Origin of the sequence: Candidatus Lokiarchaeum ossiferum, assembly GCA_025839675.1 — an archaeon.
Classification (GTDB): domain Archaea; phylum Asgardarchaeota; class Lokiarchaeia; order Sigyniarchaeales; family Promethearchaeaceae; genus Lokiarchaeum; species Lokiarchaeum ossiferum.
Map to the genome: position 1 here is coordinate 699,652 of CP104013.1, position 25,694 is coordinate 725,345.

Genomic DNA, 25,694 nt, shown 5'->3' on the forward strand with positions numbered 1-25,694 from the left:
CGAGCATCCTGAACATGGATATACTTTATTTTGATTTATATCTTTTGTGTCTTCGGAATTCATATTAATTCACTTCTATCTTATATATTGATTAAATGTACTTATCCAATTATATTGGAAATAATAATAAAAAAAAGTTAATATTTTTATCAAAATGATTATATCAAGGTAAGTAGGACTATAATCAGAATTTTATATCCTAATACTCATTATGTGATGTTAAACGAATAAATATCTTCTTTATTGGTTCAAAATGATTCAATTCGGATTTAATATGAAACTGTAGATACAAACCTTTTAAATTGAAACTACATTCAAAACTGTATAAACAAAATTATCTGAGGGATAAAAGATGGTATTTTTGAGGTTACAAGAAAATTTAAGTCAATTAATTGAAACACTGGAGAACAAATACACAAAAACAGAAGTTTTTCCAGTATATTCTCACATTAGTGGAGAGAAAGATAATACAGCGGAAATAACTTTTATTTTACATCCTAAAACACAAGAAAGTGTGAAGAACAAGTTAAAAATCAAAGATGTAAACAAATTTTTTAATACATGTGTCCAAAAAAAAAACCTACCAAATTTTGAAGACAAAATGTTCAAGAAGATGGTTAATTTTTTTACACAAAATAGGAAGGAATATGAGTTACCTCGGGAAAAATTATTATACCTTCTAAAGCGTCAAGATGCAGGGTTATCACTGAAAAAGTGGATTACTCAAAACGTGTTATATTCTTTTAATAATTTGGATTATCCAGTTGCAAGTATAATTCAAAACGATACGGAAGAAGCATACTGTGCCATAATTTGCTCCTACGATATGAAGGAAGATGGACTTCTTTTGATGTTAGAGGATAAACTTGCAGAAATTTTACAAGAAAAATATAAAGGAACAGAAGGAATCCCAGAAAAAATTGCTTCAGATGAAACAGAATCTATTTTAGAAAAGGAACCTCCAATTGAAAAAACCGAAAAAAATGTTGAGAAAATTCCAGATATAAAAAAATCGGAAGAAATTGGCGAAGACGTCAAAGAATCCAAAGAAGTTGAAGATGCTAAAAAGAGCCCAGAAGCAAAAATCAACGAAAAAAAGAAACCAGAAGCAAAAATCAGTGAGAAAAAGAAAGTAGTCACAAAAAAAATGGGGTTATTTGGGCCGATCTTGACTACTGTGAAGGATACTGAAGAACAGGAAAACGAAAATAAAACTATCGGGACTAAGGAAAAAGAACAAATTCCAGTTGAGGAACATTTAACTTCAGCAGAAAAACAAAAACTTGCTCGAAAAAGTTTGGCGCAAAGAAGAATGAAGCGAAACAAAAAATAATAGTATTAACTTGGTAGACGGGTCGTTAACACAAAGTAAAAAGAAGTCTTTTTTTTTTCCTATTTCATTAGATGGGACAGGGTTTTTAGCGATAATAATAAATCGAAATACTATGAACGTTTTTACCTAAACGAGATTGAATAAAAAAAAATCCTTTCATATTAAGATATTATTCACTTTTTGTTGAGATTTTGAGCGGACAATATAAAGGACAAAACCCAATTGCAGATGTTACTAACATAATTAATCCAAAGATTCCCAGTACGATAGGTAACCAATTTAGATTACTAATACCTATAATCACTGCAACTACAAGCAAAATCAAACCAAGAACTAATCGAATTAGTCTGTCAGTTTTTCCCATGTTTTTTTTCATGATAGATCACTTATTATATAGACTTAATGAAGCGATTACATATAGAATCCTCGCTTAAAATTTGTTTTCTTTTAATGAAAAAAACATTTCAAATATAACACAAAAGAGGTATTTCAATTATTTTTGTTAGCCTTCCGTTAGAGGTAAATTGATAGGATGTCTAAAAAAGAGAGGAAAAAGAAGAAGAGAGAGATTTATTTAAGTTGAACGATTTTTTTGAAGGTTTGAACAATTTCACGTTCAGAATGGTAAATCGGGATTTTAATTTCTTGAAAAATCTTTTCTGCTTCAATTAATTCATGATATTCACCAAATAACCAAATGAATATAGGTTTTTGGTGTCGAGCCATGATTTCTTTCAAAAGATTCCAATCGACTTTCCATGCAGTTGCATTATGATATGCTGCAACAAACGCAGCATTTATGCGAGGACTTGATAAACCAATATCAATGCAATCTAATAAGATTCGTTGATAATCTCCTTTAGCATTTTCAACGGCAGGCCAATAATCAATAAGAGCATACTTATTAGGGGCCATCCAAGGAGGATATAATTTGGCGAGGTTTGAGTAGGTTTCATCATCTAAAAGTGGAATTTTTACTCCATATTTTTCGCTCCAATCTGCCATAATTGCTCCCGCTGCCCCAGAAATAGTCACAACACATGCAGATGCATCATAGATTGGTTTGATATTGGTATCCTTCATGAATGATAATGTACGTGTGATATTAAACAAATCCCAAAAATCATCCGCTTGGATACAGTGGCTTTGCGCAATAACCGCTTTTATCAACTCGGACTTTTCCGCTAAAGCCCCGGTATGAGAAGTTGTTGCATTTGATCCAATGGATGATAATCCACTTCGTAACAGAACAATTCTTTTTCCATAGTTTTTATACGCTTCATTACAAAGTTTAATAAAACGCCTTACATCTCGGAAGGATTCAATATACATACCGATCGTGGAGAGATCTTTATCATGAATTAAATACTCTAAAATATCATTTTCATCCAAATCCATCTTATTGCCAATAGTTATGACATAGCGAACACCCAAGTTTGGATTTCGGCTTGTAAAATCGGGATAATATGCACCATTAATGAACCCTGATTGAGACACAATTGCCAATGAACCAGCTTTTGTTTTACCCATGGGTATAAAAGAAGAAAAGAAGCCTTCACCATCTTTTTCAACGAATGTGATACCAGTACAGTTCGGCCCTAAAACACGAATCTTTGTAAAATTTTCAGTCAGAGCTATGATTTGTTCTTTGAGTTTTTTCCCTTCTTCTCCAACTTCACCGAATCCAGCAGCCTCAATGATTGCTCCTTTTACCCCTTTTTGAATGCAATCTTTTAGCACTTGAATTGCCTTCGAACTGGGAATATACAATATCGCCAATTCTACAGAACCTTCTACTTCCGTTAAAGAAGTATATAATTTACGTCCAAGAATTTCTCCCCCTTTAGGGTTGATTGGGTAGATTTTTCCCTTGTAGTTATGATCAATTAAATTTTGAACAAGTTTATAGCCGCTTTTATTTGGATTGGTTGATGCTCCAAAAACAGCAACAGATCTTGAATGGAAAAAAACATCCAAGTCGGTTGATTTATTTTGATCGGTCATTATGATCTAGCTTTTTGTTGGCAATTTATAAAGTTTCTTGGAGAGGGATTTCTATCCCATCCATTTCATCGCATTTAATATGATAAGGAAGAAAAAAGGAACCATTTGAAAAAATTAAGATGTAAAAAATCCATTTTTGGTGTCAAACCATTTAGAAACTTGTTTTGGAGGTGAATAATCTTCAAGATAGGTAAAAATCTCCGAAACAGAGCTAACAATATGAAATAGCTCACGATAACTCGGTTTTGCAAAGTTTTTTTCCATAATAGATTGAAATTGAGCAAGCATTGGTCCGTAGAAATTATCTAAATTAAAAATAATGATTGGTTTGGAATGATAATTTAATTGTTTCAAGGTAATCACTTCTAAAAGCTCTTCTAATGTTCCAAAACCCCCAGGAAGAATTAGAAAAGCATCAGCTAAACTTTCCATCTTCGCTTTACGAGAATGCATATCATCAGTTACAAATAACTGGTCTAATTCATCAAAAGCAGGAACATTTTCATGAATAGATTTTGGAATTACTCCAATAACCTTTCCCCCATGATTTTTCACAGTTTGAGCCACTTTCGCCATCATACCGACTTTTCCACCGCCATATACAAGATTATAATCATTTTCAACCATTTTAATACCAATATCTTGCGAGAGAGAATAGTAAAATTGTGATAGGGCATCACTGGAAGAGCAATAAACAGCTATCCATTTTTCCATAAACAAAATAGATTTTGATTTTATTAGAAAATTTGGGTTTATCTCTAAATGGTGGATATCGTGGGATTAAAAAACATGAATATTTTTATAGGAAATTTCCTTTTACGGATTAAGTTAAATCTAAGTATTAGATTTGGGGAAATATATGTCAAATAGAAGTCAATTTTGTCCAGAATGTGGAAGACCACTTGGTATTAATGATGTCTGCGAAAATTGCGGTCATAATATCAATCTACAAGTAGAAACGCAAGAAAATCTTTCGTCTCCAGCTGAAAAGAAAGAGAACGAATCAATCACAAACCAAACCCATATAAATCCGCATAGACATCTGTGGAATCCAATTGAAAAAGTTGTAGTTATTTTGGGAACATATGGATGGATCTTTTCAGCAGCAATCTCATTGTTATTCCTTATACTATCATTTATTGGAGTAATTGCGAGTTTTTCGGCAAATTTTCTGATAGACTTGTTATTTTCGGGTTTTGCATTATTTTTGAGTGTTCAATATGGAAAAAAATTCGCAGAAAGAGTTAAAGCTCGTGATTGGTACTACATCGTAAATAATGTGTGGATTATTGGTAGCTTTCGGATTCCAAAAATGTTGGTAATCGGTTTAATTTTAGTACCTTTGTTAAATTGGTGGGGAGGATGGATTATTTTGCTTCCCGTAATCGCTATTACATTTATCGGACCGGTTCCAACGCAATGGTCCGTAACTAAAAAAAATAATTAATCCCTCTATCAGATAATGGAGAGATTTTTTTTTTTTAATTCTAATTTATGGGTTTTTATCAAATACTTACTTCTTTAAGATAAAAAGACACATGTGACATTAAAATTAAATATTCTATTTACAAATAAAATACAAATTAAAATGAGTAAACATGAGTCAAACAATTCAATTCTGCCCCGAATGCGGAGAACCCATTATTAATGCAGAAAATTGCAAAAAATGTGGATATAATAGCGGTAAATCTAAAACCGATATCTCCTACATTAGTGAGAAACGACTTAATCTGTGGAAAAAAATCAAACCATCAATAAAATGGATTGGCACATATTCTTGGTTTTTTACAAGCATATTTGCTTTTACGTTTTTAATTATTGGATTTATCCGAATCTTCACGAGAAATTCTCTTTGGAGTTTCATTTTCTGGGGTCTCGCCTTCGGATTATCACTATACTTCCTGAAGCCCTACTCAGAAAAGTACAAAGAAGAACAATGGTATTATTTAGTCAATGATGTCTGGGTTTTGGGAAATCTTAGATTACCTAAGCTGTTAATCCTATCTCTATCAATTGATATACTTTTGCTTGGATTTGGAGGGTTGATCACAGTAATCCCGATTGTTTTAGTTATATTTCTTGGTCCGACCCCATATCATTGGTTAACGGACACAATCCAAGGTGCCTCTAAACCTCCAAAAGAACCAAAACTCAAGAAAGAAAAAAAAGTAGTAACAAAAGAGAAACTGGTAAAAGCAGAACAAGAGCAACCTAAAGAAAAGAAGAAGAAACCAGTTGACAAAAAACCAAAAAAAGAACAAGAGATAAAAAAAAAAGTCCAGAAAAATTCATCAGAAAAGAATGATAAACAAGCCCTATATGATAAATTTAATGCGGAAACAGGTAAAAAGGCAATATGGAAAAATGCAGAAACTAAAGCATATATTGCTTGGGAAGAATCCCAAAATAATACAACGAACGAATAGTGGCCTTCTTTTGTTTCAAATTGTGAGTTGTACCAATTTTTTTCAATAATTTTTCAATGACATTAGGAGCATATTGAAAGAATATGGAATTCGAAATATTGCATTGTTCATCATTTAAATGATATATTGAGATATTTATCGAATAACGTAATATTTAGATAAGAGGAAGTTTCAATTTTAGTATAAGATCATATTCAGATATCACAAATTTTTAAGATAGCTTTGAAAAGCCCCTGAAGCATGAAAGTAGGATAAAACTGAAATTTTTTTTAGGTAGAAAGACTTTGTTTAATTATCTAACAATTGATTGGAATTATAATTTCTAACGATTAGGTGAAAATGCATGGCAAAATGTCCAGAATGTGGTGGGGAAATGATATCTAAGTCCAAAAGGAAAATTTGTGAAACTTGCGGATTGAGTTTAACTGGAAGTCAATACGATAGCGCATGGGATAAAATTCGAGATAGCGCCCGAGATGAAGAAGATACCTCAAGAAAACGTAATCGCGAATATCTGAATTGGTATGAAAGTTCGAAAAACTAATTCTTCCCGAAAATGCAATTATGATTCATAAGCACTTATCCTTTTTTTTAATCTATTTCTGTGCCATCAACCCCAACCATAGTATTTAAGAAATTAATTAAATAAGATTAAATATACCCTAAATGTTATTTTATGTAGAGCTTAAGAAGAAAATTGATCAGAACAATCGAATCAATGACATATTTATAAGTTCTATTTGAAAAATTTGCATTATGTGATAGGAATGGATGAGGATATCTTCGATAACATACTAAGAACAGAATCTGTGTTCAAGAATCAAAAATCATTGAACCAAGCATGGGTTCCTGAAAAAGATCAGAAACTTCTTTGTCGAGATGATGAAATTAAAAGGCTTTTGGCAATTCATCGTCCTATAATTGATGCAAAAGGAGAATTTTCTGTAAATACTCTGATTTTGGGTAAAGGGGGCATCGGAAAAACCTTAACAGCTCGATACTTTGGAAGGAATTTTCGTCGAGTTGCTTTAAAACATGAAGTAAAAATTACGGTAGAATATTACGACTGTCTCCAACATCGAACGAAAAGTTCCATTCTCCGAAATATTTCAGAGAGGTTACATTATAGCGCAGGACATGGTTATTCGGATAACGAAATAATGCAACAAATTCTAAAGGAATTAAAAAAACGCAATGAATCGCTACTTATCATTTTAGATGAAGCCCATAACCTTTCTTCCGAAGATATTCTTGCTTTATTGAATGCATCCATAGGATTTGGTGAAAGTAATTCACGATTTTGTATAATATGCGTATCCCGGCCAACAGATTGGTATAAAGTTGATAATGAAAAAATTTCAAGTCGAATGCAAGATAAAATTTCAATGGAACCCTATGCAAAAGAAGAAGCCCAAAAGGTTTTAAAATATCGGAAAAATTTGGCCTTTCGCGAGGGCATTATAGAAGATTTTGTTTTAGAATTAATTGCTGATATTGTAGTCGAAAATAAGAACATGCGCACAGGCATAGATATAATGAGGGCTTGTGGGATTCGTGCAGACGAAAAAAGATTATCCCAAATTGATTCGGATATGATATTGGAATCTCGAAATGATATAAATCCTACTTTCCGAGGGGATATTGTTGATCAATTGAAAATGCATGAAAAATTAACACTATGGGCAATTGCTCGCACTTTACAAATGTCTCAAAATCCATTTACCAAAGTTGAGGCCGCATATGAAAACTATCAGGTTTTATGTGAAGAATTAGAGACTAAAGCTCATGTTCCCATGAGTTTTCGAAAATATATTCGAAATTTAGCAGATGTGAAAGCGATCTACAAAGATTATCTAAATCCAACTAAAGACAAGAAAGGAAGACAATTGCAGATTAAATTAACCGATATTAGTGCTGAAAAATTGATCGAATACTTTGAAAAATCAGTCCCTCGCCCTGATTAGTTTATTGAATTTTTTCTCCTGTGATTTCATTTGTATCTGGATCCATAAAGAATTCGAAATCGAAATGTACATGCTGGATCTGGACTAATTCTTCTAACATTTTTATTACAACTTTCATATCCTTTGGTCGATCTGCGGGCTCATATTGAGACATCTTCTTAACAACTTCATTATATTCAGTCGGAATATACCAATTTATGCTTTTTGGACTTAAAACATAATCATCGTTATTTAAAATCTCAGAATCTTCTCGCATTATCCCGCCGGTGAAAACAAAATACATTAAGTGGGATAAATAATAAATATCTGAGGCGGCAGTAGGCATATATCCAAATTTAATTTCTGGAGGTGCTCCTTTTTGAGTAATGGGAATATCCATAGGCATTTTATCAGTCATGTATGGTTTGGGAGTATGAAAAATCCATTCTTCTCCAACATATTTTGATATTCCCCAATCGATTAAAACGGGCCAAAAATCATGAAGGTCATCTTCATCTTCTTCTTTAATGATGATTATGTTATTCAGAGAAAAATCGCGGTGGACAATAAATTCATGGGAATGACAATAATCTAAATGTTTAGCTAAGGGAATGAAAATATTTCTAACAATACTGGACAAATCAAGATTTTCCAACCCTCGAGATGACTGAATAAATTCGCGATAAAAATCCAAAAATGTAATCCCTTTGATCAAAGAGAGTACCACATAATATTCTGGAGTTTGCAAATCTTCTTTCTTTTCATAGTGCAAGACTTTAACACAATGATTTCCGCAATTGGCTTGAGCAATAGTATTTAAGACTTCATTATCAAAGAACTCAGCACAATCATTTTTTTTTGTATATGGATCATAATATTGCTGATAAACAAATTCTTTTATTGCCACTTCTTCACCTGTTTCGGCATATTCGGCGAGAAATACGGTGGAGAGTCCTCCCTTTCCTAAAATTTTTTTTACATTGAATGTGAATCCATCAATTTCTATAGATTTCCCAATCGTAATCGGCATTTAAATTCTCCATTTAGTTTACTCAGACAGAGTAATCCCACTCAGTGCGGCAAGCTTTGCAATAGTATTTTTTTGCATATTTTTTTACAGGAAAATAGGCGATAACTTTCTTTTTATTTTCTTGTTCAGCAAATTCTTGTTTGTCACATTTCGGACATTTAATTGCGCCATCAGATGGATATTCAATAGTTTGAATTCCATGAGTAGGGGCTTGAGATGAAGATATGGTAGATTTTGGAGATTTTGAATTTTCTGGTTTTGAATCTGAAGTTGAAATGGATTTTTCTTTTGTATCAGAGCGTGATTTCAAAATATCCGATGGTTTTCTGGAGACAACATCTTTAGGTGGTGATTGACGAGAAGAAATTTTTTCTTGAGACTGAGCTAATCCCGGGGAGATATAAGAAGATTTCGTAGTGGATGTGTTCGATCTAGTATCTTTATCTGGTAGTGTTTGCATGGAAATCGATTGTGAAGAAGATAATTGTTCAATTATCTGATCAATTTTAGTTTCGATGGAATGATTCTGTTTGCCCAAAGAAAACATACCATTTTTCAGTTGACCCATCAATTTTTCGGGGGATAAGGGGGCCGCTTTTTCTTTTTCAATTAAGTCATTTAGTTGTTTTTGAAGATCACTATTTTTTTGTTTTTCTTCAGCTAAGGTTAGTTTCATTCCTTCGATATCTGTTGCATAGCTTTTTGAAGATTCCTGCAGATTGGAAGCATTTTGTTGAGAATTCTCAAGTTCCTTTTGAAGCGTGATAATTTTTTGAGACAATTCTTCAATTTTTTGATCTTTTTCGATATTTTGTGAGGTAAGAATATCAATGGTTGTATTTGCTTCCATTTTCCCCGTTTGATCAGATGAAACAGAGGCGTTCTTTAGTTCATCAAGCTCTACTTGTAATGCATTTATTTCCTTTTTTTGCTTTAATACTTGTCCCCTCAATGCATCCTTCATTTTAGCGAGTTTTGCAATTTCATCTTCTTTGATTTTAATTAATTCTTCCATAATTTCTTCCTCAAACTCTTTAATCTTGAATAAAAATCGGTGTGAAAAAATAAATAGTTTTCCTAATCCTTTAATTATTTTGATTTAAATAAATATTGAAAATATTGTATAATTGCCACTCTTCATAAATTTCTTTCAAATTTCTTACCTCCGACAATTTTTGTTTATATCCTTAAGGATTTACAATCTATTGAATTTAATAGTCAAAATTAGATGGGTAAATCATCCCATTAAAAGAGATCTAGATAAGAAAGATTAAAAAGCGTCGAAAAATGCTTATTTCACAAAAAGTAATTTGTGATTCCATGACTAAACCCATAATGTCTGACCATTTTATAGACCGAAAGCCTTCAGATATCAGAGCCGCGCAGATTGAGTTTGCAAAAAGGACTGATAACGTGAAAGCCATTAATGTTGCCATCGGAAATGTAAGTTTACCTATGCATCCTGCATTATTCAAAAGAATGTCGAATTTAGCAGATGATTCTAGCCCATTTAATAAAGGAGTATTAAAATATACTGCTACGGTAGGGATGAAAGAAACAAATCAAGCAATTTTGAATATAATTGCAGCAAGTAATTTCAAAGTTGACAACTTGTATTCTCAAATTACAGATGGTGGGAGCCACGCTATGGAACTTGTAATAATTGGAACATGTGGTGCAGCCGGAACTTCGGAAAAGCCATTGATGTTAATTGATGCAGCCTATACAAACTACTTATCCATGGCAAAACGAACTGGAAGAGCTACAGTTTCCATCTCAAGAAAATTACAAGAAAATGGGAAATTTGCACTCCCCGACATTTCGGAAATCGAAAAAATGATTGAAACAGAAAAACCTGGTGCATTGGTAGTAATCCCTTATGATAATCCTACTGGACACTTCTATGATCACCAAACTATGATAGAACTTGGTAAATTATGTGTGAAATACAATCTTTGGATGATTAGCGATGAAGCATATCGGGAATTATATTACGTTGATACTCAAACTTCAAGTATTTGGGGTTTAACAAATGATAACGTTCCAGGAATAGAAGGAAGAAGAATCAGCATAGAAACTGCGAGTAAGGTTTGGAATGCATGCGGATTGCGCATTGGAGCATTAGTTACGGATAATTATGAATTCCATGAAAAATGTGTTTTTGAGCAAACAGCCAATCTTTGCGCCCCAGCTATTGCTCAATATATAATGGGAGGTTTAGCTCATGAAACAAAGGAAGATTTACAAGCTTGGTTTTTAAAACAGCGAACATATTACAAGGAAATTGGACAAGCTTTAATAGAAGAATTTCATGAATGGGTTCCAAGTGGAATTATTTCCAGCCCAGATGCATCACTTTATTCTGTAATTGATGTTCGAAATATTGCAAAACCAGGATTTGATTCATCCGATTTTGTGAAATATTGTACTAAAACAGGAAAAGTTGAGATTGACGGTACAGAATATACATTATTAGTTGCCCCAATGTCAGGATTTTATAAGGTAAAAGAAGGACAACCAAATCCAGGGAAAACACAAATGCGCGTAGCCTACGTAGAGACATTAGAAAAAATGCGCTTAATCCCAGAACTATTTGCAAATTTGTTTAATCAATTTGAATCACAACGTACTTAGGTTTCGTTTTTTCTTATTTCCTTTTTTTCCTAGAATATTAAGGAATTCTTTTTGGAATTTTTCCAATATATGGTCTATTTACTATTGCACTTTTTCTAATTATTTGAGCAATTTCAATAAAATTATGGATACATTCATATATGAACCAACCAAAAATCGCACTTATGGGTTTAGATAATGCAGGGAAGACATCAATAGTAAGGGTGTTAAGTAGAGAATTTGAAAATATAAGCAATTTATCGCCCACTACTGGTATTGAACGTCATTATTTAGAGTTGTTGGATACGAAAATAATGATCTGGGATTACGGAGGTCAAAAATATTATCGCGAACAATTTCTAAAATCCTCTAAGATTAACCTTTCACAAACAGATGTATTATTGTACGTGATTGATATTTTAGATAGTGAAAGATATGAAGAGTCATTAGATTATTTAAAGCACATTTTTCAAAGACTTTTTGAGAACAACCACCAGTTTCATTTTGGAATTTTATTTCATAAATTTGATAACATTGAAGATACAACTTTTCGTGACTACATGAAGAATTTGCTCCACGAAATAGTTAAAATGTTAGGAAAGTCTCCAATTCCAATCGAATTTCGGAAAACTACCATTAATAATCCTCTATCTATTATCGATTCCATATCAAAAATGATTTTTAAATTTGAAGGATTTACAAACCCAATATCAAATTCATTAACGATTTTTGCAAATAAATGGAATTTGAGCAGCATTCATTTATATGCAAGTAAAAAAATTGAATTGGGATCTTATTCAGTAAAGAAACCCCCTACTTCAGAAGTAAAAAAGGAATTACTTGCGTTTATAAAAAAGTATGATACAATTTTAGATGTCGTTTTTAAGTTAGAAAAAGAAATTAGACAAGAAACTTACCATTTCACCAAATTCTATTTGAATACAGGCAATATCCCTAATCCTATTTATTTAGTTTGGTGTTCAAAAGTTTCTATGTCAAAGAAATTCGAAAATGGATTATTTAGCCTTAAAGAATCGATTAAGACACTTTTATCAAATATTAACATAAATCAACCGATGTTAAATTAACAAATTTTATAATTTTTTTACTTGTAGCATTATTATTTAAAAAAATGACTCTATTTTGAGATATGAAAATTTGAATAGCATTACAAGTAGTATGATCCCTTGATATGATAAATTAATGAAAACACTAAAAACAGCAGAATTTTTTCTTAGATCATCTTAAAGAAAGAAATTTTAAGCTGAAACCAAGTTGCTTATCGAAATATATCTCAGAAAAAATAGCTATAGTGTCCCTTTTTAAATCATTCATTTTTTATTCTTTTTGCTCTATATAAACAAAATCGATTTTTTATACAAAGGTATTTAGAATCAAAAACACTACGTTTTTCATTATTCAAACAAAAAAAAAAAAAGTGATATAAATGAAGTTTAAAAAAATTTCTTCCCTTGCAATGCTTTCTTTAATATTTATACTTCCTGCATTAAATTCAATTACCCAGATCTCACCTCGCACAGAATTTTTTGAACCAGTCAGTATTTTACCAGATGAGAGATCAATTAATAATCCTTTATTAAAATCAGCAGCATCCGCATATCCGTGGTGGAATGACACCTACGAATACCGTATCCCGGTTGTGTTAAACCCTAATGGTGTATCACATGATAATGCACCGATAGAATTTCGTATAGATTTCGCTTCAATTTTAGACGTTTCAGGTAATCCCATCTCAGACGAACATGTTAATACAACAAATATCCAAGTTATAGAGCAGACGACATCAGGAGGTTTCACACAATATGTTAATCAATATGATCCACTACCACTTTCAAATGGTGACGAAGGAGAAATCGCCTGGATTATCGATCAAACAGGATTTAGCACCAATAAAACATTCTTTATTTATTTTTGTTTAGGAGATACTGATAAATATGGTGATCCAGTTTATGATTCGCCCTATTCCCGCAGTTTATCGGATGACCCTATTCGATTGTTCCATAATGGATTTGAAGAAGGAACTGTGGCGCCATTAGATCCATTTATGACATATAGTACGGATTATGGAGCAAGTACAGTAATTTTAAATGATTATACAACAGGAATTCAAGGAGAAGGTGCTTTAGAGATACAAGGTGATATATGGGCAATGCAAGCATTACCTGCATCAATAGATACGACAGATCCAACATATTCAAATCTTTTTTTAACCTATCAAGTTCAAGCTTATGGTTTAATCAATAAATTTGATTATATGGCCATGGGAGTAGCCGCTTCAGAAAATGATTTTTATTGGCGTGGATATCAACATTGGGGAGAAGATTCCCATGTAAATTTGTATTCTGACTCCATTTCAAGTGCTAATGTTTGGAATTATTTTGCTATGGATTTACAAACGACTGTTGATTATCCGGATGGATTGGTAAATTATGTTTTATTTATACTGGAAGATAGTGACATAAAGAGAAACGATGATAATCGATTTTATTTTGATGATATTTCAATCTGGAATCAAGAAGTTGGACAACATCAGACAACTGATGTAGAAGTAGATATTCAAGCACTTGAGATACCATTTGCGAGTATTAACCTTCTTGTTTTAGATTCTGATGGGAATGCGCTTCCAAATGCCAATGTTGAAATGAAAAAAAGCGGTGAAGAAATTTATTATTATGGAACTACTGATGAAAACGGTCAAATTTCATTTACTGATATAGATTCAAGTCAAGATTATGATTTTACTCTAAATTATTCCACCCAAGGCATTGAAGCTGCTGAAATTTTTAATATTGCATCGGAATCTTTCAATAGTGATTTACAAGATATTACTATCTTTGCCGATATATGGACGATGAATTACAGTGTCACGGATTATGATGGTGATATTTTCAATGACGGCTATGTTGTGCTCTACAATAATACTGCAGCTCAAGAACCAGTCGGTAATGTCACTTTAGATGGTAGTGGCAATTCAATAATTCGATACTCCAATAAAACGGACAGCTATAACTATAGCGTCTTTTATGATACGAATTTGTTCGACCAAGGAACCTATGCAACAAATCAACTTGAAATTGCCTCAGATCTCATCAGTTCAACCCAAAATGAATTAGTCAGCGCAAATATATCTACATTGACATTCAATGTATCTGGCTACACTTCAACAGATACAAGTTCCTTGGGATATGCGTCTTTAGAAATTACAAATGGTACTTATGGGGATTCAATTGCAAATATCACAACCGATTCTGCAGGATTTGTTGATTTTTTGTATTTTCGATCAAATAACTCAGTATTAAACAATTATACTATGCATCTTAAATTTTTAGGTGGAAATCAATCAATAAACGCAACAGATACACCTCAACGGTCGCCTAAACTTGGTGGTGAATGGCAAGATTACCTCAATTTTAGTCTTGATACAAAAATGACAAAAGATATTTTAGTTGATTTTCTCGATGATGTTGAATATTCAACGAACATCACAGCCGTATCATTTTCTTCAGGAGCCAATTTCAACCCAGATTGGGGAGAACTCTTAGAATTCCAGGTTAATTATACATCATACGATGGAGATTCTGTAATTTTAACAGATCCCGATACAATAGAATATGAAATGTATGATACAGCCTTGAATTTAGTGAAGAGTGGAACTTTAGTGAAGCATTTAGAAGGTATTTATAATTTAACTTTAGATTCATCCGAATTTATTGCAGGTTTCACATACAGGTTAGATTTTATTGCCTATAAGTCGGGTTATCCATCTCCAACAAATACTCCAAATGCCATTATTAAAATTGAAAAGTTAGGAACTACATTTGAAATATATGACGCATCAACAGGTTTAGCGATAGATGGACAAACAATAAATAAAACATGGGGGGAGATCTTTGATGTGGAAGTAGTTTATAAATTACAAAGTCCTGAAGAAGAATTATCAGGAGCAACTGCAATATTGGATTGGGATTATGATGTGGAAGCATCCATGGTTGAGCAAAACTATGCGGGATTTACCAATTATACATATTCCGTAAATACATCTAAATCTCCAACGACAGGTCTATTTGATTTCGATTTAACTGCAGATTTATTGAACCATACTTCTTTAGCTTCTTGGTTTAGATTAGAAATCCTTGAAATTCCCACTGCAATAAATCGGGATGCCTATACAGATCCGATTACCCTATATTGGGAAGAAAATTTCACGATGTCCTTGAATTATACCGATACTTTCAATAACGTGGGTATTGAGGAAGCTTATCTTTACTACAATATTGTTGGTGACCCAGATTTCAATGAATATCCAATACCGGAAACAGGAACATCAGGAATCTACGAGATAACTTTGAATTCCACATCTTTTGGAGAAGCTGGAACTTATACATTCCAAATTGTTGGGCAGAAAACGAACTATGAAAATCAACAATTATGGATTTCGGCAGTAATAAATATTGTCCCAACGATACTTACAGCAGAATCAATTGAATTAACACCCTATTGGAATCAAAATTTTACTTTGTCCTTGAATTCGACAGACACTTATTTTAATCGAGCGATTAATGATAGTTCAATTACCTATTCTGTTTCTGGTCCAGCGAGCTTTAGTGAATCAGGTGAGATAAATTTTGTAGGGAATGGAATCTATGAAAAAGAATTCAACACAACCCACTTTAACCAAGCGGGATTATATACTTTTCAACTTGAATCAACCAAAAATCAATATGAATCCCAACTACTGACAATCACCGTAGAGATTCAAATTGTTCCCACTACCTTATCTTCAAATCATAATGATGATAAAATAACAAAGCCATTAATTTCCGCACCATTTGACATTTCGGTGCATTTTGAGGATGTATTAAATTCTTTAAATATATCTGATGCCACTGTGTCATATAGTGCAACCGGCCCAGAAAATTTTGCTGATTCAGGAACAATGATACATGTTGGAAATGGAAATTACAATATTTCGGGCATAGATCCTGCTACTGATTATGGTTCAATAGGAACCTACTCATACCAGATAATCGCCACCAAAAATCAATTTGAAACACAATATATTACAATCACAATAAATATAGGGATAATTTCGACAAATCTTACATCCAACCATCAGAATAATGAAATAAGCGTGTATTGGGATGAAGATTTCACACTTAGCATAAATTTTCTGAAATATGATGACAGTACACCTATTAGTGGAGCAACAATCGCCTACGTGATAACAGGCCCGAGTAGTTATAGTAGTACAGGAATTTTAGATTATATTAGTGATGGTATCTATTCTCAAGATTTTGATACCAATGTTGTTTATTCGACCGCAGGTACCTATACATTTGTCATTTCAACGAATATATCAGGATATGAATCTCAGCAAATCACAATTTCCTTGACGATTGAAACAATTCCAATGAATTTATCCACAAGTAACACAGAATTGACTATTTTTTGGGAAGAAGATTTTACTCTTTCGGTAGATCTTGCCGATGGAAGAAATTCAAATGCAATCACATCGGCGTTAGTGAGTTATTCAGCTGCAGGAACAGGAAGTTATTCGGATATAGGAACACTCACTCATGATGTGGGAAATCCGGGCACATATCGAATCACATTTAGTACTCAAACATTTAATCAAGCCGGTATTTACACATTTAGTATTTCAGCAACAAACCAATATCATATTGAACAATCGCTAACGATTACTATCAACATAAATACTCGAGAAACAGCGATTTCAACACCTAGTACTGAAATTGGAATTTCATATGATGATAGTTTTTATTTGAATATTACATTCACAGATGTTTCATATCCAGCAAGTCCGACAGGTATAAGCGGTGCAACAGTTAGTTACAGTGCATCCGGACCAAGTAGTTATACAAGAGTTGGGATATTAACCTACAATATTAATGGAAACTATTTAATCCAATTTAACGCTTCTGAAGATTTCCCACAAGAAGGGACATATAATTTCTTAATTACTGCGACCAAAAATCAATATGAAACTCAACAAGTCTCGATAACAGTAAATATCAATATTATTAATACTACGCTGACGGCCACTGAAGATTATATTAATAAAATTGCAGGAGAATCATTCACACTTTCCGTTTTATACTATAATGTTACGAATGGAGAGACTCCAGTGAATGGCGCCACTGTATCATATACACTATCAGGATATTCTGGTGCATCATTAACTGAAGATGGAGCAACGGGAAATTATTCCATCCAATTGAATGCAGATGATTTCGGAACTGGCACATTCACTTTCCAGATTACAGCCACTAAAAATCAATTTGAAACTCAACAACTCCTGATAACCGTTGATATAGGGTTAAATGCAATGAACTTGACGGTTTCTCTAATTGAGAATCCAGCCCAGATATATTGGAATGACAATTTCACCCTGAGTGCAGAATTGAAAGAAGACGCAGACTTTGTTGATGAAGCTATTGTATCCTATTCGGTTATTAACTATCCAAATATTAATGGAACTTTTATGGAAGGTACCAATATATATACAATTGAGTTCAATTCTTCCTCTTTCCCCGAAGCAGGTTCGTATTCGTTTGAAATTGAAGCAACAAAAACAAATTACGGAACCAGAACAAAAACAATCATAGTCATTATTAAGATTGTTCCAACGAATTTCACCTCATTGCACGTGGAAGATACGATTAATGCCCATTGGGAAGAAGATATCACGATCTTTGTCAATCTGACAGATATTCAAGACACTAACAATGCCATCAACATAACGGATGCAAGCGTTACCTATACGGCAGCAAGTTTAGCCGCCTTTAGTGGCCCGTTGACACATTCGACAGGAGGTTTGTATTACCTTTCCTTTAATGCGAATGATTTTGGTGGAGCGGGATCCTACACAATTAAAATTACTGCCCAAAAAAATCAGTTTGAAACCCAACAACTCACCATTACGGTGATCGTTGAAATTTTGCCCACAATTTTGGTGAATGAAAATAGTGATTCGGTCGGCTATTGGAAAGACGAAGTCACCTTTTCATATAATTTTACCGAAACTTTTACTTCCACACAGATAACTGACGGTGTGATATTATATTCGGTGGAACAGATCCCATCTCTCACAGGGACATTAATACATCAAACAGAAGGTATCTACACCGTTTCATTAAATACAAGCCAATTTTTGAGTGCTGGAACCTATACAATTCACCTTGAAGCCACTAAATTCCAATATCAAACCCAAACTAAATCTCTCACTTTAACGATTTCCATTTTACCCACTAATGTTTCTATTATTGCGGAAAATGTTGTTGTTTATTGGGAAGAGAATTTCAGCCTCTTGGTAGGATATGCTGATACCCATAATGATATTAATGTAACCGATGCGATTGTTTCATCCAACTTAGTAGGAAGTACATTGTATAATAACTTATTAACCTACATTGGAAATGGATTGTACTTGTTAGAATACAACACAACAGAATTCCCAGATGCAGGGAACTATACGTTCCAAATAAATCTTGGAAAAAATCAATATGAATCCCAACAAACATGGATCTATGTGCAAATTAATATTCTTCCTACTCACATTTCCTCTGAAAATGAAAGTATTGTAATTTACTGGGAAGATTCCTTTACATTATCTGTTGACTATGTTGATACACACAATAATAATCGATCGATAAGCGGAGCAACTGTAGCATTCTTACAAAGTGGGGAATCTGTTTATAGAACTATGAATTATCAAGGAGATGGAACTTATACTTTTGTTTTGCAATCAGATATTGATTTTACAGAAGCGGGACCTTATGAATTTTTAATTGAAGCTAAAAAGGATCAATATCAAACGCAAATATTTTGGATCGATGTTGAAATTTTGATTGTCCCAACAAATGCGAGTTCTAACCACAATAATAATAAAATTAACAAAGAACTTGTCGATTCATTCCAAATCTCAATCAATATGGAACAAATAATTGAGGTGCTTAATCCGATAGGGATCCCTGATGCAACAGCGACATTCAGTGTATCAGGACCAGAGGGATATAGTGCTCAAGGATCCTTATCCCATATTGGATCGGGAATTTATAATAGTTCGATAATCCAAGCGAGTGCAGAATATGGCGGAATAAAAGGAACTTATGTCTACCAGATTACAATTACTAAGAATCAATATGAAACTCAATATTTGACAATTACTGTTAATATTGCAGTAACTCAAACAATTTTGACCACGAATCATCAAAATGATGAAATTAATGTGTATTGGGATGAAGATTTTGTCTTGAATGTAACTTTCTCAGTATTAGAAGATACAGTTCCTATTACGGAAGGTACAATATCTTTTACAATGACTGGACCTGGAAGCTATACAAATTCAGGTAGTTTAACCCATATGGGCTCAGGCGTCTATGAAAAGCCCTTTGATACAGATTCAGTATTTACATTAGCAGGTACATATACATTCTATCTCACTGCAACAAGGTTAGATCATGAAACCCAACAAAAATCAATATCTCTAACAATATCAATAATACCTACTAACTTAAGTTCGATTGTAGGTTCTTCCGTTTCCCTATTTTGGGAAGAATCGTTTACGATTGCTGCTAATCTAACAGATGGTAGGGACAATACACCTATCACAAGTGCATTACTGCAATATACTGTCACAGGTACGGGAGATTATTCAGATGTGAATATACTAATTCACCAAACAGATGTTCCAGGAACATATAATCTGACTTTTAACTCGATTAATTTTGGTCAAATTGGAACGTATAATTTTTTGGTGACTTCCACTAAATCCCATTATGTTTCCCATCAATTCACAGTGACTGTACATATTTTAATCCGAGAAACTGATTTTATGGCAGAAGAAACAGACATTGATATCACCTATGATGAAAGTTTCTTGATCAACACAACATATACAGATATTTCCCATCCAACAATTCCTCAAGGAATTTCTGGTGCAACTATAAGTTACACCGCGACGGGAGATAATAGTTATGTCATGGTGGGAGAATTGACTTATATTACAAACGGGCAATATGGATTTACTTTTATTGCAGATGTGGTTTTTCCTCAAGAAGGAACCTATTCATTCCAAATAGTTGCAGAAAAGGACAACTATGAAACAAAACAATTGACAATCACGGTAAATGTCATTGTAGTTTCCGCAAACTTGAGTGCATCTGAAGAATTGATTTCAAAGAGTTGGGAAGAAAACTTCACCTTAAGTATTTTGTATACAAATATCACAACTCCAGGAAGTCCATTGGGGATTGAAGGTGCCACAGTGTCTTATACAATTTCTGGATTGCCTGCATACTCAGGATCCCTTGAAGATGTGGGTTTGGGAAGATATGAACTGGAATTGAATACAAGCGATTTTACAGAATTTTCTGATTCAGGAACATATGTTTTTCAAATTACTGCTGAAAGAAATCAGTTCCAAACAAAACAAATCTTGATCTCCCTTGAAATGGATTTAAAACAAATGAATGTTACAATAACGCTTGTTCAAAATCCAACTCAGATATTTTGGGGGGATAACTTCACTCTAAATGCAGATCTTAAAGAAGAAGAAGGATTTGTTACAGGAGCAACTGTTTTTTACACTGTTTTGGATCATCCTACAATATTCGGAAATTTCTCTGAAGGTGGGAGTTTATATTCAATTCTGCTAAATTCGACTATTTTCCCAAATGTTGGTTCATATACCTTCGAAATTGAAGCATCAAATGACGGCTATGGAACACGGACTAAAACATTTGTTGTTGAAATTAAAATTGTACCAACGGAATTACTTTCTTTACACATAGACGATACAATCGAAGCATATTGGAATGATCCTATTACCATGAGTTTTCAATTCACCGATATTCAAGATGAAATATCTCCCACATTCATTACTGGAGCCAAAATTACATACACTGCTACTAAATTAACACCCTATACTGGCAATTTAACTTATCAGGGTGATGGAATTTATAGCTATTCATTCAATGCAAGTGATTTTGGTAAATCTGGAACCTATTCAATTCAAATTCGGGCAACTAAAAATCAGTATTTATCACAGCAACTTGTTTTAACTGTTGAGGTCAATATCCTTGAAACCAGTTTGGAAACTGATGCTTTGAATTTGGATGCATTTTGGTTAGACGAGGTGAATTTTACGGTTTCCTTCCAAGATGTTACAAACAGTGAAATGATAACAAATGGAAATATAACCTTTTCAGTATCTCAGGTTCAAGGGTTAAATGGAACAGTAACTCATATGAATTCTGGAATCTATTCCATAACATTGGATACAACACAATTTCTTAAAGCAGGGGAATATACCATTGTATTTGAAGCGAAAAAATTCCAATATGAAACCCAAACATTATCCTTCATATTGGACATAGTAATACTTCCAACAGCCTTTACTACTGATCAATACAATATTAATATTTTATGGGAAGAGAACTTTACCATAACAACTCATTATTCAGATACGGAATATGACAATAATATTAATGATGGAGAAGTAAAATTCACAGTGGGTCAAGTTTCAGGCCTTTCAGGAAATCTTACAGTAGAAGGAAATGGAAATTATAATATAGAATTAAGCTCTACGCAATTCCTTGGGGTGGGAACTTATTCCATTTTTATTCAAGCAACAAAATACCAACATCAAACAAGAGATATTTTAATTTATTTAACAATCAGTCGAATTGATACTACTATCAATCAATCGATTTTCTTACAAAGTGATGTTGTTATGAATGTTACTACTTCAAATGTATTCCATTTCAGTTATATTGATCAATATGATCGATTTATCGAGAATGCAACAATCGCTTATTACGAATTACAAAATGGTAATACGATAACTTCTGGCACACTTGAATACCTCGGAAATGGAATCTATGAACTCGATTTGGATCTTGAATTGAAACCGGTGGGGACTTATTTGATAGTTATTCATTTGGGAATTGAAAATTACTACGAACGAGCTGGGTCTATCAGTTTAAAAATCATCAATAAACAAATATCATTATATCTACCAGAAACATTAATTGATAAAAATATCGAACAGCCAGAAGGAGAAGATATTGTTATCGAATTTGAACTCTTTGATCCACTCGCGAATGGACCTCTAACAGGAGCAACGGTTTATATGGTTTACAGAAATCAAACATTTTCACTAGAAGAAATTGATAATACTGGAACATATCGCTATATCATTGATACATCATCAGCTGAATACAATGCATTCTTTGCTGCTGAAAATGACATAGCAACAATTTTTGTGGAGAAAGCCAATTACACAATGCCTTCATTCGATATAGGTATTTCTATTACTCCTCCAGAATACAACTTTGGAAATGTCGGAATTCCTAAGGTTTTTATAATCATTGGGAGTGCTGTAGGATTACTTGCAATAGCAGTTTATGGAACAACCAAATATGTAAAATATCTAACCATTCCTTTGATTGTGAAGCAATTAGCGAGTACACGTAAGGCCATTTCCGGAAATAAAGCAATTGAACGGATAGTAATAACCCATACGGCTGAAGAAGAAATCTATGAACTATTTGCCAAAGATTGGGAAATGTTGGATATAGATTTGAAAGAAGTATTGGAAATAAATAAAAAGGCATCAAATGAGTTAAAAAATCTAACTTCAGAAGATATGCCACAAGGAGGATATTAAAATGCCCTTAGGAATAGAAATCATGCACTGGGATGAACGATTAGGCGCAGAAGTGTACTGTACCTATCCTGATACATTGGATATTCAAGAAAAAACATTAATGCAATTGTATTCACAACATGAATTCACAGGTGATTCGGGGATGGTAAGTATAATGACGGGGTCAACCAATATCGCTTCTTATTATACCGGTCCAGAAACCGCAATTTATATCATTTTAGTTTTGAAAATTGAAGAAGATGGAGATACTTTTGAAGAAGGATTGGTAGAAATATCACGGCAAATAATGTCAAATCTTGATACTGAAACCCTACGATCTATACTTCCCCCGTTATTTCAACGATTATCGGTGTATCCATCTTTAAATCCAGAACAAAAACTCGCGTTAATATATAGTAGCGAAGTAAAACGGATGATTCTGAAACGAATGCATGAAGAAATAATACTGACAAAATCAGAATTAGCCATTTGGCTTAAAGATCAACATAAAGACATGTTTGTTGATTTAGATAATATAATTACGAGTTTGATAAAAGCTAATTTAGTGAAATCATCCTCAGTTAAAGGTATTTCATCAGATGTACTATTTTTAGCAAAGGATACTATGATGATTCGCAAACCTCCAGCTAATTTATTTAAAGATCCAGTTGATCACCACCTCCCAGAATCATTAAAAGCGGCCTATCAAGGAGAAGTAAGAGGATTCTTTCGAAATTACAAGCCTTCTGAGGATGATAACTTACTAATGATCGATAGAATCATCTTGAACCCCCAAATCTATGAAGTTTTGAAATTATTACGAGAAGCATTTGTAACAAAGAATGATATTGAAAAACTCCGGAAAAAAGGTGTGGATGATGTTGATGGAGTTTTACGGGATCTTTGGCAAACAAAAATGATGGGAGTATTTAAAGATGCCCAAGAGACTGAATATTATGGGTTAGTTTCCGATTTTTATATTGGTACTTATTATCCTCGCCATGCCCTTAACACAATTCGACATCAATATTCCCATAACGTTCAAAATCCAAATGCCTTATTGAAAGCTATTGAGATTATGCGAGAAGAATATCGTGCTATTGAAAAAGCAAAGAAGAAAAAAGAAAAGAAAAGTGAAGAAATAGTAATTTAACATTTTTTTTAAATTAACCTTCTATGTTTATTTATTTCCTTGATTCCAAGAATTTGCCATAATTATACAACTGTAGGATTATTTTAGGAATGTTTGTCGGTATTTCAATAACAGGTATTTTCGCTTTAATCATTTGTAATTGGAAATTATACCGAGTTTCATAAGCGTCAACTGTGTTACGATTGGGAGAAGGATTACAAAAAACAGGTTTATCAGTCGTTTGAATAATTTTTGTTAAGCTATCAATAGTCATTTGGCCGGCATCATCAATATCTAGCATTTTAGAGATAATATTGAAGCGTTCGGGTTCACGAACAAAAACAACACTACCAATGTTTCTATCCGCAAGAACGAGTTTAAATGCTTGGGCAAATAGACGAGGATCATAGCCATATTCACCCAGATCAATTGGATTGTTGAAGCTGGTGTTAACAGCAGGAAAAATCTGCCGCAATCCTTCAATAGTCTGAGGTTCAAAATCAGGAATAACTAAACCCATTTTTTCAAACATGTCAGTAAATTCCACTCCGATTCCACCTCCTGCCACTAAGATTGCCACGTTTAAATTTTGGGGAACATTTGGTCGTAATGCTGCAACTTTGACCAAGTCCTGAAAGAATTCAAAATGATCAGCTAACATAATTCCAGATTGTTTGCACATTGCCTTCCAAACATTATAAGATCCTGCTAATCCACCTGTATGAGATAACGTGGCTTGCACACCTCGATTACTTTGCCCCCCTTTCCAAAGAATAATCGGTTTTAAAGGAGTTATTGATTGTGCAATCTGCATGAACTCACGTCCATCCGGAATAGACTCTAGATACAAAGCAATTGTTTTGGTAATCGAATCATGCTGAAAATAAGTTAAAAGATCTGTAATGCTAATATCATAGGCATTTCCGATGGAAACCACATTATGGAACCCAATATTCATGGGGCCCAAAGTTAAATAGAGGCGCGCCATTGTTCCACCCGATTGAGCAACCCAAGAAATATTTCCTTTGCTTTGACACCAGTTAGGATAAATTGCGAGTTTTGAATAAGGATTTAACACACCAAGCCCATTAGGTCCAATAAATCGAGTATTAGATGATGCAATAGCATTTTTTAATTCAGTATCAAGATTTTTATTCCCTGATTCTCCAAAACCAGAAGTATAAATTACAGCAAATCTACAAATCTCATTGCATTGTTTCACTACCGTAGGAACAAACTTAGCACTAACTGCGATTATAGCTAAATCAATAGGTTTTGGAATCCTCGAATCCATTAAATCTGGGTATACAGGGAACCCAAATAATTCATCAAATTTCGGATTGATCAGATAAACATTTCCTCCCCCTTCAATATAACCAGAACTCTGTAAAGCTATTAAAAATTTGCTTCCTCCGAGTTTATTTTTAGAAGCACCTATTATTGCAATGGATTTCGGATAAAATAGTGCCGTAAAATCCTCATGGAGTTGGTCAAAGGTTTTAGAAGAGGTAGTCATTACTAGTA

At 33.3% G+C, this 25,694-nt stretch carries 15 protein-coding genes; 9 read left to right on the top strand and 6 right to left on the bottom strand.

Annotation, left to right across the window (positions count from 1 at the left end):
• Positions 1 to 352: 352 nt before the first annotated feature.
• Positions 353 to 1,333 carry a hypothetical protein gene (locus NEF87_RS02975; protein ID WP_457918578.1) on the top strand — a complete coding sequence of 327 codons (981 nt, stop codon included), beginning with the start codon at positions 353 to 355 and terminating at the stop codon, positions 1,331 to 1,333.
• 169 nt (positions 1,334 to 1,502) lie between these two features.
• Here NEF87_RS02975 and NEF87_RS02980 read toward each other — a convergent pair whose 3' ends face one another.
• From NEF87_RS02980 to NEF87_RS02990, 3 genes are all read right to left on the bottom strand, one after another.
• The gene (locus tag NEF87_RS02980; RefSeq protein ID WP_457918579.1) at positions 1,503 to 1,709 is read right to left on the bottom strand and encodes a YgaP family membrane protein; all 207 of its coding nucleotides are present in this window, start codon (positions 1,707 to 1,709) and stop codon (positions 1,503 to 1,505) included.
• 194 nt (positions 1,710 to 1,903) lie between these two features.
• Positions 1,904 to 3,337 (bottom strand): CoA-binding protein, encoded by a 1,434-nt coding sequence (locus NEF87_RS02985; protein WP_457918580.1) that lies wholly within the window; start codon positions 3,335 to 3,337, stop codon positions 1,904 to 1,906.
• 114 nt (positions 3,338 to 3,451) lie between these two features.
• Positions 3,452 to 4,051, bottom strand: coding sequence for an LOG family protein (locus NEF87_RS02990; protein WP_457918581.1), 600 nt, complete (start codon positions 4,049 to 4,051; stop codon positions 3,452 to 3,454).
• Positions 4,052 to 4,196: 145 nt separating this feature from the next.
• On the opposite strand from NEF87_RS02990, the gene NEF87_RS02995 reads away from it, so the two are divergent.
• The 4 genes from NEF87_RS02995 to NEF87_RS03010 all read left to right on the top strand — a co-directional run bounded on the left by NEF87_RS02995 (position 4,197) and on the right by NEF87_RS03010 (position 7,727).
• Positions 4,197 to 4,784, top strand: a complete 588-nt coding sequence (locus NEF87_RS02995) for a hypothetical protein (RefSeq protein WP_457918582.1) — start codon at positions 4,197 to 4,199, stop codon at positions 4,782 to 4,784.
• Positions 4,785 to 4,935: 151 nt separating this feature from the next.
• The gene (locus tag NEF87_RS03000) at positions 4,936 to 5,763 is read left to right on the top strand and encodes a hypothetical protein (protein WP_457918583.1); all 828 of its coding nucleotides are present in this window, start codon (positions 4,936 to 4,938) and stop codon (positions 5,761 to 5,763) included.
• A 343-nt stretch (positions 5,764 to 6,106) separates the two neighbouring features.
• Positions 6,107 to 6,307: a hypothetical protein gene (locus NEF87_RS03005; protein ID WP_371804911.1), complete on the top strand. Its 201-nt coding sequence runs from the start codon at positions 6,107 to 6,109 to the stop codon at positions 6,305 to 6,307.
• Between the two features lie 223 nt (positions 6,308 to 6,530).
• Positions 6,531 to 7,727, top strand: coding sequence for a Cdc6/Cdc18 family protein (locus NEF87_RS03010; RefSeq protein ID WP_371804912.1), 1,197 nt, complete (start codon positions 6,531 to 6,533; stop codon positions 7,725 to 7,727).
• Position 7,728: 1 nt separating this feature from the next.
• Here NEF87_RS03010 and NEF87_RS03015 read toward each other — a convergent pair whose 3' ends face one another.
• Both NEF87_RS03015 and NEF87_RS03020 read right to left on the bottom strand, forming a co-directional pair.
• Positions 7,729 to 8,736: a protein kinase domain-containing protein gene (locus NEF87_RS03015; protein ID WP_457918584.1), complete on the bottom strand. Its 1,008-nt coding sequence runs from the start codon at positions 8,734 to 8,736 to the stop codon at positions 7,729 to 7,731.
• Positions 8,737 to 8,758: 22 nt separating this feature from the next.
• The gene (locus tag NEF87_RS03020; RefSeq protein WP_457918585.1) at positions 8,759 to 9,751 is read right to left on the bottom strand and encodes a hypothetical protein; all 993 of its coding nucleotides are present in this window, start codon (positions 9,749 to 9,751) and stop codon (positions 8,759 to 8,761) included.
• Between the two features lie 305 nt (positions 9,752 to 10,056).
• Here NEF87_RS03020 and NEF87_RS03025 point away from each other — a divergent pair, with 305 nt between their 5' ends.
• From NEF87_RS03025 to NEF87_RS03040, 4 genes are all read left to right on the top strand, one after another.
• A complete protein-coding gene (locus NEF87_RS03025) occupies positions 10,057 to 11,370 on the top strand; it encodes a pyridoxal phosphate-dependent aminotransferase (protein WP_457918586.1) in 1,314 nt (437 codons plus the stop codon).
• Between the two features lie 140 nt (positions 11,371 to 11,510).
• Positions 11,511 to 12,437 carry an ADP-ribosylation factor-like protein gene (locus tag NEF87_RS03030; protein ID WP_457918587.1) on the top strand — a complete coding sequence of 309 codons (927 nt, stop codon included), beginning with the start codon at positions 11,511 to 11,513 and terminating at the stop codon, positions 12,435 to 12,437.
• 359 nt (positions 12,438 to 12,796) lie between these two features.
• Positions 12,797 to 23,059 carry a hypothetical protein gene (locus tag NEF87_RS03035; protein ID WP_457918588.1) on the top strand — a complete coding sequence of 3,421 codons (10,263 nt, stop codon included), beginning with the start codon at positions 12,797 to 12,799 and terminating at the stop codon, positions 23,057 to 23,059.
• Between the two features lies 1 nt (position 23,060).
• Positions 23,061 to 24,191, top strand: a complete 1,131-nt coding sequence (locus tag NEF87_RS03040) for a hypothetical protein (RefSeq protein ID WP_457918589.1) — start codon at positions 23,061 to 23,063, stop codon at positions 24,189 to 24,191.
• A 31-nt stretch (positions 24,192 to 24,222) separates the two neighbouring features.
• Here NEF87_RS03040 and NEF87_RS03045 read toward each other — a convergent pair whose 3' ends face one another.
• Positions 24,223 to 25,686, bottom strand: coding sequence for a CoA-binding protein (locus NEF87_RS03045; RefSeq protein ID WP_457918590.1), 1,464 nt, complete (start codon positions 25,684 to 25,686; stop codon positions 24,223 to 24,225).
• Positions 25,687 to 25,694: the final 8 nt, after the last annotated feature.

What these genes read in the sequence shown, in the direction of transcription:
- NEF87_RS02975 (WP_457918578.1), top strand. Translation starts at nt 353, where the DNA reads ATGGTATTTTTGAGGTTACAAGAAAATTTAAGTCAATTAATTGAAACA.
- NEF87_RS02980 (WP_457918579.1), bottom strand. Translation starts at nt 1,709, where the DNA reads ATGAAAAAAAACATGGGAAAAACTGACAGACTAATTCGATTAGTTCTT.
- NEF87_RS02985 (WP_457918580.1), bottom strand. Translation starts at nt 3,337, where the DNA reads ATGACCGATCAAAATAAATCAACCGACTTGGATGTTTTTTTCCATTCA.
- NEF87_RS02990 (WP_457918581.1), bottom strand. Translation starts at nt 4,051, where the DNA reads ATGGAAAAATGGATAGCTGTTTATTGCTCTTCCAGTGATGCCCTATCA.
- NEF87_RS02995 (WP_457918582.1), top strand. Translation starts at nt 4,197, where the DNA reads ATGTCAAATAGAAGTCAATTTTGTCCAGAATGTGGAAGACCACTTGGT.
- NEF87_RS03000 (WP_457918583.1), top strand. Translation starts at nt 4,936, where the DNA reads ATGAGTCAAACAATTCAATTCTGCCCCGAATGCGGAGAACCCATTATT.
- NEF87_RS03005 (WP_371804911.1), top strand. Translation starts at nt 6,107, where the DNA reads ATGGCAAAATGTCCAGAATGTGGTGGGGAAATGATATCTAAGTCCAAA.
- NEF87_RS03010 (WP_371804912.1), top strand. Translation starts at nt 6,531, where the DNA reads ATGGATGAGGATATCTTCGATAACATACTAAGAACAGAATCTGTGTTC.
- NEF87_RS03015 (WP_457918584.1), bottom strand. Translation starts at nt 8,736, where the DNA reads ATGCCGATTACGATTGGGAAATCTATAGAAATTGATGGATTCACATTC.
- NEF87_RS03020 (WP_457918585.1), bottom strand. Translation starts at nt 9,751, where the DNA reads ATGGAAGAATTAATTAAAATCAAAGAAGATGAAATTGCAAAACTCGCT.
- NEF87_RS03025 (WP_457918586.1), top strand. Translation starts at nt 10,057, where the DNA reads ATGACTAAACCCATAATGTCTGACCATTTTATAGACCGAAAGCCTTCA.
- NEF87_RS03030 (WP_457918587.1), top strand. Translation starts at nt 11,511, where the DNA reads ATGAACCAACCAAAAATCGCACTTATGGGTTTAGATAATGCAGGGAAG.
- NEF87_RS03035 (WP_457918588.1), top strand. Translation starts at nt 12,797, where the DNA reads ATGAAGTTTAAAAAAATTTCTTCCCTTGCAATGCTTTCTTTAATATTT.
- NEF87_RS03040 (WP_457918589.1), top strand. Translation starts at nt 23,061, where the DNA reads ATGCCCTTAGGAATAGAAATCATGCACTGGGATGAACGATTAGGCGCA.
- NEF87_RS03045 (WP_457918590.1), bottom strand. Translation starts at nt 25,686, where the DNA reads ATGACTACCTCTTCTAAAACCTTTGACCAACTCCATGAGGATTTTACG.